The 9,760-nt window shown below is 45.0% G+C and carries 12 protein-coding genes; 1 reads left to right on the forward strand and 11 read right to left on the reverse strand.

Translation table 11 applies throughout. The annotated features are described in order from the left end of the window. The 11 genes from QZX97_RS11130 to QZX97_RS11180 all read right to left on the reverse strand — a co-directional run. A partial coding sequence (locus QZX97_RS11130; protein WP_295664656.1) for a sugar phosphate nucleotidyltransferase occupies positions 1-152 on the reverse strand: 152 nt, incomplete at its 3' end. A 1-nt stretch (position 153) separates the two neighbouring features. After that, entirely contained in the window at positions 154-1,575 is a 1,422-nt protein-coding gene (locus QZX97_RS11135; RefSeq protein WP_295654189.1) for a glycogen synthase, read from the reverse strand. Positions 1,576-1,930: 355 nt separating this feature from the next. After that, positions 1,931-2,614 carry a tRNA (guanosine(37)-N1)-methyltransferase TrmD gene (gene trmD / locus QZX97_RS11140; RefSeq protein ID WP_295654191.1) on the reverse strand — a complete coding sequence of 228 codons (684 nt, stop codon included), beginning with the start codon at positions 2,612-2,614 and terminating at the stop codon, positions 1,931-1,933. A 99-nt stretch (positions 2,615-2,713) separates the two neighbouring features. Continuing rightward, positions 2,714-2,917 carry a helix-turn-helix transcriptional regulator gene (locus QZX97_RS11145; RefSeq protein ID WP_363152383.1) on the reverse strand — a complete coding sequence of 68 codons (204 nt, stop codon included), beginning with the start codon at positions 2,915-2,917 and terminating at the stop codon, positions 2,714-2,716. Beyond that, positions 2,911-3,786 (reverse strand): hypothetical protein, encoded by an 876-nt coding sequence (locus QZX97_RS11150; RefSeq protein ID WP_295654194.1) that lies wholly within the window; start codon positions 3,784-3,786, stop codon positions 2,911-2,913. Before QZX97_RS11150 ends, QZX97_RS11145 begins: the two co-directional genes overlap by 7 nt. 74 nt (positions 3,787-3,860) lie before the next feature. Then, complete coding sequence (gene rimM / locus QZX97_RS11155; protein ID WP_295654196.1) at positions 3,861-4,385, reverse strand: ribosome maturation factor RimM; 525 nt, start codon at positions 4,383-4,385, stop codon at positions 3,861-3,863. Positions 4,386-4,471: 86 nt separating this feature from the next. Beyond that, positions 4,472-5,080: a 30S ribosomal protein S16 gene (locus QZX97_RS11160; protein ID WP_295664654.1), complete on the reverse strand. Its 609-nt coding sequence runs from the start codon at positions 5,078-5,080 to the stop codon at positions 4,472-4,474. A gap of 229 nt (positions 5,081-5,309) precedes the next feature. Further along, on the reverse strand, positions 5,310-6,287 hold the full coding sequence (gene pfkA / locus QZX97_RS11165) for a 6-phosphofructokinase (RefSeq protein WP_295654200.1): 978 nt from the start codon (positions 6,285-6,287) through the stop codon (positions 5,310-5,312). Further along, complete coding sequence (locus QZX97_RS11170; RefSeq protein WP_295654202.1) at positions 6,274-7,974, reverse strand: thioredoxin family protein; 1,701 nt, start codon at positions 7,972-7,974, stop codon at positions 6,274-6,276. The genes pfkA and QZX97_RS11170 overlap by 14 nt, the downstream gene beginning before the upstream one ends. Before the next feature lie 22 nt (positions 7,975-7,996). Beyond that, positions 7,997-8,443 carry a protein-disulfide reductase DsbD N-terminal domain-containing protein gene (locus tag QZX97_RS11175; protein WP_295654204.1) on the reverse strand — a complete coding sequence of 149 codons (447 nt, stop codon included), beginning with the start codon at positions 8,441-8,443 and terminating at the stop codon, positions 7,997-7,999. Further along, the gene (locus QZX97_RS11180; RefSeq protein ID WP_295664655.1) at positions 8,440-9,216 is read right to left on the reverse strand and encodes a biotin--[acetyl-CoA-carboxylase] ligase; all 777 of its coding nucleotides are present in this window, start codon (positions 9,214-9,216) and stop codon (positions 8,440-8,442) included. Before QZX97_RS11180 ends, QZX97_RS11175 begins: the two co-directional genes overlap by 4 nt. Positions 9,217-9,262: 46 nt before the next feature. On the opposite strand from QZX97_RS11180, the gene rsfS reads away from it, so the two are divergent. Further along, positions 9,263-9,637, forward strand: a complete 375-nt coding sequence (gene rsfS / locus QZX97_RS11185; RefSeq protein WP_295654209.1) for a ribosome silencing factor — start codon at positions 9,263-9,265, stop codon at positions 9,635-9,637. Positions 9,638-9,760: the final 123 nt, after the last annotated feature.

Raw genomic sequence — 9,760 nt, forward strand, 5'->3', positions numbered from 1 at the left:
ATGCCCGAATGCAGGCAGTTTGAGATAGGGATATCGACCAAACGGTATTTTCCGGCGATGGGTACAGCGGGCTTTGAGCGCGACGCGGTAAGCGGAAACAAGCGGCTTCCCTGGCCACCCCCGAGTACGATGCAAATTACTTTTGATGTCATATTATTGTAGTTTAAGGCTTTCATATAAAGTTATGTATTCTTTTGCCGATTTATCCCATGAAAAATCGAGCGCCATCATTGTTTGTCGTATTTGTTTAAGGTGAGCAGTGTTTTTGTACAAGTCGAGCGCGCGGCCTACGGCGTAAGTTGCCTCCTCCGACCGGATGTTGTTGAACTTGATGCCATAGCCGCCTTCGTCGCCAAAATCGACGATGCTGTCTTTCAACCCGCCGGTATTGCGCACAATGGGCACGGTGCCGTAACGCAGGGAATAGAGTTGGTTGAGGCCGCAGGGTTCAACCCGCGACGGCATGAGCAGGAAGTCGGACCCGGCGTACACATGGTGGGCCAGTTCCTCGTTATAACCGATATATACCGCGCAGTTTTGCGGGAATTGTTGCTGTAATTCGAGTAAAGCCAACTCGACTTCGGTATCGCCGGAGCCGAGTATCAAAAAGTTGAGCTGGTCATCCTGCTTGTCGAGGCAAATCCGGATGATTTCGGGCAGGAGGTCGGCACCTTTCTCGTCCACTAAGCGGCCAATGAAGCTGAAAAGCGGTTTATCGGTCGAGAGGTTGAACCTAGTGCAGAGTTCTTCCTTGTTCTTTTTTTTGCCTGCTTCAACCGTTTTTGGTGTATAGTTTTTGACGAGCATAGGGTCGGTAGCGGGGTCCCATATTTGGGTATCGATGCCGTTGATGATGCCCACGCCTTTTTTATATTCTGTATAGAAAAGATATTCCAGGCCGTTCGACTTGATGGTGAGTTCGTGCAGGTAACTTGGTGATACGGTGCTGAATTTCCAGGCGCACTTTACGGCCGATGCCAGTGGATTGATTCCGCCCCGCCAGTCTAACAAGCCCTGTTGCGTGGTATCAATTTCGGGCAGGTAGTAGGATTTGTCCCAACCAAAAGCACCATGATATTGCCCGTTGTGGATGGTCAACACGGTGGGGATATTGGCCAGGCGTTTGTATAATGCCGAGTGGTACATGAGGAATGGTATCAGGCCCGAGTGATGGTCGTGGCAATGGATAACATCGGGGGTTTGCTGGCTCCAGTATATCCAGTCCAAAAAAGCCAGCTGGAAGAATACGAACTGCTCGGTTTCATCAGGATAGCTGTATACGTTTTCACGGTCGAGCAAGCCGGGGGCCTTGATCAGGAAGAGTTCGAAGCCTAAAACGTCGGTTTTTTCCTTTAATACCTGGAACTCGTAACGTGTATGGCCGAGACGTGTTGAACCTTCGAAAACGATATCAAATTCGTGTTCGCGGGTAAACTTACGGTCGTAAAAAGGCATGGCAACCGATGCATGGTGGCCTGCCTGGTTCAAGTATTTTGGTAATGCGCCAACCACATCGCCCAAGCCGCCAACTTTGGCAACAGGGTAACATTCGGCGCTCAGGTGAAATATCTTCATTAGGGTGTTTGATGCGGTATAAACAACGAAATATAAGCTAAGTTAACAACCTGCAACAAGTAAATATGTTTTTATGCAATTTTTATATCTTATACAATAAATCACATTTAAGAATGTGAGCATTGGGGCTATAAGGCTGTTTTATTTAATTTTTGATACCGGTTTATTAGGGCATATGGTATGAAATTGATAAAAATCGGGCACCTCAGTGCATCGGTTTTATCAAACTGTCACGGACGAACTTTGCCGGTTCGCTCGGTTGCGCAGCAAGGATTGATGATTTTGAATCAAAGAAGGAGAATGAGTTTCCATTGGTAAGTTGTTTTGTTGCGACGTACTACTTGGAAGGTCGCATTTATTCAAGGCCCTTCAACAAATCGGGCCGGCGGGCTTTGGTGCGCTCCAGGGCTTGTTCAAAGCGCCATTTTTCAATTTCGGGGGTATTGCCGCTCAAAAGTATATCGGGTACTTTGTGGCCATTCCAGTCGGCAGGGCGGGTGTACACCGGGGCATCCAACATATCATCCTGAAAAGAATCCGACAGGGCCGAGGTCTCGTCATTCAATACACCGGGTATCAAGCGCACAACGGCATCAACCAGTACGGCTGCGGGCAGTTCGCCGCCGGAGAGTACATAATCCCCAATGGATATTTCGCGCGTAACAAACACATCGCGTATCCGCTGATCGATCCCCTTATAATGCCCGCACAAAATAATGATATTGCCTTTAATGGAAAGCTGGTTGGCTATCCTCTGGTTCAAGGTCTCCCCATCCGGCGACATAAAGATCACCTCATCATAATCGCGTTCCTTTTTCAAGGCGTCGATACAGCGGGCAAAGGGTTCGATGGTCATTACCATGCCGCTGCCGCCACCGTAGGGGTAATCGTCCACACTTTTTTGCTTTTGGGTGCTGTAATCGCGCAGGTTGTGCACCACAATTTGTACAACGCCCTTTTTTTGGGCACGCTGTAAAATAGAATGTGCAAATGGGCTTTCGAGCAGACCAGGCAGTACGGTAATAATATCAAAACGCATGGAACAAAGATAAGGTTAGTATTGGGTATTGCGATATGCGTATTGCGACCTGCCCCCGGCAGCTATTTCTGTATCACCCGGCCGTAGCCAAAAATTGCTTTAGTCTGTATCCTCTAAAATAAATATTTGTTCGACTGGCTTTTCAAACACCCGGGCAATTTTTAGGGCCAGTACCGTACTGGGCACGTATTTATTGCTTTCGATGGTGTTGATGGTTTGACGCGAAACACCGATCAGGTTGGCAAGCTCGGCCTGGGTAATGTTTTTGATGGCGCGCTCAATGCGTAGTGAGTTTTTCATGATTGTGCAGCTTTAACTTCAGTTTGATGATTGATGCGGTACATCTTATAATGGAACCAGGCAATATAGATGACGGGGATTGTTAACATATTAAAGGATTCGACACCTAAAAAATCAAGGCCATAAACCAGGAAATTTGAAATGAGCAAAATGCAGTAATTTACATAAACCGCCATTTGCATGGCTTCGAGCCTGATAGAGTCGATATACTCATCATCCGTTTTTTCTTTTGAATAAGCCCATAAAAGCAGGGGGAACGGCAAAAACTGAAAGCAGAAGTCGAACGACGGGGTATTAAAAACAGCGCCTGCTATTAACAGCAACACCATGGCCACCGCCCCGAAAACACCTAAAAAACGATAAGGTTTGTTTGGCAGGTACCGGTTGGGCTGACTGTTATATTCATTTTTGCTGCGATACAACCGGTAATAAAAGATGACAATAAAGATGAGCAGCGGGGTAAATAAATTATATTGTATAAAATCATTATCGTATGAGTCAGGCCCCAGGAAGGTGATATTTAATGCCCAACAAACACGTACCACTATAAAGAGCACGAAATAAATAGCGTAGTTAGCCAATATGGCCCAATATAATGAGCTAAGCCTGATGCGGGCCGTTAACTCATCTTCTCTCTTTACTTTTGAGAAAGCGATGAACAATAAGCCAATAATAACGAGCGTAATTGCAAGCTCATTGGTAAAGTTTTCGATTGCCGGGAGAAACACTTCGTTTTTCGCCCGCAGCTTTAATTCAAAACCGGGTATAGCGTAATCTTTGTAAAGCACAAAATAACCCAACACAAAGCCCGGCAGGGCAAGCAGGTACCCCAGGTACCTGAATATAGATGGAAATAGAAAGCGTGGTTTCATAATTAAGTAAAATTTGTTTTACCAAATGTAAAACAAATTTTACTTATGTCAAGTATATTTGACAAAAATATTTTTTAATCGAGGTAAATATCCAACAAACCCTCGGGCAGGTCCACATAAACAATCCCTTTCACTTCGTCAATGCCGGTAATAATACCTTCGCTTAGGGGGAACAGTACTTCGCGGTTTTTATACACCACGGTGGCAATGAGTTGCTGCGGTAGCTCCTGTATTTCGATAATTTCGCCCAGTTCGCCTTCGTCCTCATCAATGGCGGTAAAGCCAAGCAGGTCGCGCAGGGTAAACTCACCTTCGTTTTTAACCGGCTTTACGGTATTGGGCAGGTAAATATCTTTTTTAACGATGGGTTGGGCTTTGTCCACATGGTCAACATCCTGCAAATAAATATAAGCGGTGTTTTTTAGGGGTATTTTAAACGATTCGATAAAGTAAGGCACCAGTTTGCCCCTTATCTCCAAAAACAAGGTATCAAACTCCAGGTCGTCGGCATGCGGGTAATCAATAAAAGCCTGCAGCTCGCCTTTAAGGCCGCGCGTTTTTAATATGGTACCAATGCGAAAGCAATCCTCGATCTTCATGTTTAGCTATGCCTTTAAAAAAATATAGCGAAGAACCCGGTTTAAAGAGTTGCTTCGCTATACCATGCGGGTGTATTTATAAATACTTATTCTGCTGCGGGAGCTTCAGGAGCGGCTTCTTCGGTAGCTGCTGCAGGTGCTTCAACTTCGGCAACCGGAGTTTCTTCAACTTCAGCTACAGGTGCTTCTTCAGCTTCTGCTACAACTTCTTCCTCTTCGGCTACTTCTTCAACAGGCGGAGCATATTTAGCTGCTACTGCTGCTGCTTTGTCTTCTTTCTTTTTAGCTTCAGCAATCAAAGCCAATTTACGGGCTTCTTCTTTTGCCGATACCAAACCCGATTTTTTACCGGTTATTTTGCCATCTTTCTGGTCTAACCATGCCGCGAATTTCTCTTCGGCTTGTTCTGCAGTTAATGCGCCTTTTTTAACGCCACCTTCCAGGTGTTTTTTGTACAATACGCCTTTGTACGATAATATCGCACGGCAGGTATCGGTTGGCTGCGCGCCTGTGTTAACCCACTCTAATGTTTTATCGAAATTGATTTCGATAGTTGCGGGGTTAGTGTTTGGGTTGTATGAGCCTAAACGCTCAATAAAACGACCGTCGCGTGGTGCGCGTGAATCTGCTACTACGATGTAATAAAAGGGTTTTCCTTTTTTACCGTGCCTTTGCAATCTGATTTTAGTTGCCATTTTTTAAATTTATGTATTCAACATATTTCCCGGAGCCTATTCTGCGGGGCTGCAAAAGTAATGATAATAAATTAAATAGCAAAGGGTTTGGGTAAGATAATGAGCGGATTGGGTTTTTGTGTTGCCACGAAGTCGCAAAGACACTAAGCCTGCCTTTTTGCGCCTTCGTGCCTTTGTGGCTAAAACAATTTAGAAATAAAACCGAGAATCCGAAATTGAAAATCCGAAATTATAACGACAATATCTCCACTATCTTTAAAAAGTCGGGGTTGATATCCACATTGTGTTTAATGGCGTGTTCAAATGGGGTATAGGCAATCTCGTTATGTACAATGCCTATCATTTCGTTACGGTGCCCTGCCAATAGTGCTTCAACAGCGGCAACGCCAACGCGGCTTGCCAGTACCCTGTCCATGCAGCTTGGGCGGCCACCACGCTGTATGTGGCCCAATATAGATACCCGTGTATCGTAGTTAGGATATTTTTCTTTCACCTGTCGGCCCACTTCAAAAGCGCCGCCCGCTTCTTCGGCTTCGGCAACAATAACAATTTTTGATGCTTTGTCTTTACGACCGCGTTCCAACCTGTCGAACAGGGCGTTGATGTTGTTTTTTGTTTCGGGTATCAATATCGATTCGGCGCCCGATGCGATACCGGTTCGCAGGGCGATGAGGCCAGAGTCGCGGCCCATTACTTCAATAATAAATAATCGGTCATGCGATTCGGCAGTATCCCTTATCTTATCCACCGCATCAATTACGGTATTGATGGCGGTATCATATCCAATGGTAAAATCGGTACCGTTTAAGTCGTTGTCAATAGTGCCAGGCAAACCAATAAAAGGGATGTTGTATTCCTGGCCAAATATGCGTGCGCCGGTAAAGGTACCATCGCCGCCAATGCCTACCAGGGCATCAACACCGTGTTTAACCAATTGGTTATAGGCCATACGCCTGCCGCCCACTGTTTTAAAACCTTCACTGCGTGCAGTTTTGAGTATAGTACCACCACGTTGTATAATGTTTGAAACCGACTTGCGGTCCATTTCAATCATTTCGCCGTGTATCATGCCTTCGTAACCGCGGCGTATGCCGGTTACCTGTAAATCGTAGTATAAAGCGGTGCGCACAACTGCCCTTATGGCAGCATTCATACCAGGGGCATCGCCACCCGAAGTAAAAACACCAATATTTTTAATTTGAGCCATTATTCTTTTTGTATTCGGCTAATCCGGCATTCAAAAATTTAATGTAGTCGTCGGGGTTGTAATCGGCGCCTTGCGCAGGCAATAACTGCTCACCTTTGCTATTCAAAATCACGTAATCGGGCTGCGAATTTGAATTAAACCTTGATGCCTGGATGTCGCTCCATTTGTCGCCCAAAAGTGAGATTTTTTTTCCACTATACGAAGAAGTATACTCCTGGTTTTTTTCTAAAGGCACTTTTTTATCATCAACATAGGCCTCAACCAATACAAACTCGTTTTTTAATAAATTATGTACTGTTGGGTTCGACCAAACGTTGTTTTCCATCTTACGGCAGTTTACGCAGTTCCAGCCGGTAAAGTCGAGCAGGATAGGTTTATGCAGCTTTTGCGATACCTGCAAAGCCTGGTCGTAATCGTACCAGCCTTCCAGGTCCATTACTTTACCGCGGGTAAAACCGTCGGCATATTTTTTAGGGCCGATATCGCTCAGGTTTGCCGATGGGGCAGAAGCTACCCCGCCGCTTAACTGCAGGTTGTACAAATTAAAATCCTGCGTGGCCGGTGGCGGCAAAAACGCGCTGATGGATTTTAAAGGTGCGCCCCACATCCCCGGTATCATGTAAACCACAAAAGATAAAACTATGATGGTGATAAAAATGCGGGGAATGGAGATAAAATCGAGGGTGCTATCGTTGGCAAATTTGATTTTGCCAATCAAATATAACACAATCAATAAGCCGATGGCTATCCACAGAGCAAGGAAAATTTCGCGGTCGAAAATGTTCCAGTGATAGGCCAAGTCAACATTCGAGAGGAATTTTAGCGCGAAAGCCAATTCTAAAAAGCCTAAAACAACCTTTACGCTGTTCAGCCATCCGCCCGATTTTGGCAGCGATTTCAATGCCGAAGGGAACAAGGCAAACAGCACAAAAGGTATGGCCAGCGCCAACGAAAAACCAAACATGCCCATAGCCGGGGCAAGCCTTTGTCCTTTGGAGGCTGCTTCGACCAATAAACTGCCAATGATAGGGCCGGTACACGAAAACGATACGACTACCAACGTGGCTGCCATAAAGAACAATCCCGCAAGGCCACCTTTGTCCGAATTGGCATCCAGTTTATTGGCAAGCGAGCTGGGCAGGGTAATTTCGAAAGCGCCAAGAAAGGATATACCGAAAACAACCAACAGCAAAAAGAAAAAGAAATTGAAAATGCCGTTTGTTGCCAGCGCGTTGAGCGCGTTGGAGCCAAATACCAGCGTAATGACCAGGCCAAGCGCCACATATATCACAATGATGGAAACCCCATATAAAAAGGATTGCCCGACGGCTTTTGCTTTGCTGCCCGCTTTTTTAGTAAAAAAACTAACCGTTAAGGGCAGCATGGGGTAAATGCAGGGCATGGTTACCGCCAACAAGCCACCCAAAAAGCCCGCGATAAATATTTCCCAAAGTGTTTTGGGTACTTCACCATAACCGCCGTTGGCTTTAGCGGCACTTGCTTTTTGAGCCGCTGCTGCAGCGTCTTTTTTAGCTTGCGCTTTTTTTATCGCTATACTATCCGCGGCGGTGGGGATGCTGGTAAACTGTAATCCCGATGTATCGGCTGCTTTTTGGGCATGTGCGGGTATCGCCGAAAGGCAAAGAAATACCAGGAGCAAGGCCAACAGGCTGATCTGCTTTTTCATTTGTGTGTTTAAGGTGTTGGTGTTATTTTACGTCGACACTAAAGTCAATATCTTCCGGAGGTAAACATTTCTGATCGTTACAGGTCATGTATTCCAGTTTGCCTTTAACCGTAGTGGCCGCTTTTTTCAATTTTATTTTTTGCTGAAATATCACCGAGTTTTCGAAGTACGATACGTTCATGTTGAACGCTTTTTCGAACCTGGTTACCGGTGTGGGTTCCGTTACTTTTCCAACAAGTGTAAAATCTTTAGATGAAGAAAATGTGAAATCGGTTTTGATGGGGCCACCCTCGCCAACGTTCAGCGAATAAATATGCCATCCGGGTTCGATGGTCGCCTTAAAATAAACAGTGGCTTCGTTGGTGCCCGTTTTTTTCGCAGCGTAGCTCCACTTTACGGGGGCAAGTATCTGGGCGTAAACCGATGTAATGAACAGCAAAGCAATTGCTGTGAGGATTGTTCTTTTCATGTGTGCTTATTTAAAAATTCAATTTCTTTAAAGTTATATAGTCGGGTAAGCCCGCCAAAACTTACACTGAGCTGCCCGTTTTTTTCAACACCGGTTATAGTGCCTTCAAAAACTTCGTTGCCTGCTTTAAACAGGTGCGGGCTGTTATACCAATATAAATTTTGCAGGTATAACGCTTTTAGGTGCTCAAAATTTCCGGCCCTGAGCATTAAATATGCTGCCTCGATGGCGGCGCAAAGGTCTGACAATAAAGCCTGCAAATCATAATCTTTTTGTAATATCTGCCTTACCGATACGGGGTTGGGCACCCATTCGGGGAACTCCTCCTGATTGACATTGATGCCGATACCGATGACCGCGTTATTGATACGCTGCCCCTGCACCAGGTTTTCTATCAGTACGCCGCCTAATTTACGGTCATCAAAATAAATATCGTTGGGCCATTTAACTTTTAAGCCATTGCCCAACACATTTTGCAAACAATTAACAATACCAACGCTTATCGCTACGTTTAAATCGAACTGATGTTGCAATTGCAAAAATACAGGTTTTAACAGGATGCTGAAAGTAAGGTTTTTGCCGGGTTCGCTGTTCCATTTGTTGTTTTGCTGGCCCCGCCCGGCAGTCTGGCTTTCTGCCATAATGACCGTACCTTCGGATACTGGCGTGGAATTTGCAACCATTTCTTTTAAGAAATTGTTAGTTGAACCTACTTCGGTAATTGTGACCAAATGTTGTCCAACAAATAATCCCGAAAATGTGTTATTTTGCAATGTTTAATTTAATTTTACGCAATACGCCCAAAACTAAATCTTTTTGATGGTAAAAAACAAAGTATTCAACGAATCGTCCGCAATTTCGGAGTTGGCCGTTTACGGCATACAAGAAAAAAAAGGGAATGATATCATCAGGCTCGACCTGAGAAACGTTAACAGTTCGGTAGCCGATTATTTTGTGATATGTCATGCCGACTCGGCCACCCAGGTCAAGGCTATTGCAAACAGTGTTGAAGAAGAGATTTATAAGAATTTGAAACTCGAACCCAGGCATAAAGAGGGCCTGATGACCAGCGAGTGGATCATACTGGATTATTTTGATGTGGTTATTCACATCTTTAGAACAGACAAGCGGGAGTTTTACGGCGTGGAAGACCTGTGGGGCGATGCCGAAATTAAATTTTACCAAAGTGCATAATAACCCTCAGGGGTGTTAAAAATGAATTGCACTATTTTTTGAGTTGATAAAGAAATGAAAGATACTAAAACAGATAAAAAGCCTCCTGTACGAAGAAATCCAAACAGAAAAGCGCCGCCTAAA

Origin of the sequence: uncultured Mucilaginibacter sp. (genome assembly GCF_903893715.1) — a bacterium.
Taxonomy (GTDB): Bacteria; Bacteroidota; Bacteroidia; order Sphingobacteriales; family Sphingobacteriaceae; genus Mucilaginibacter.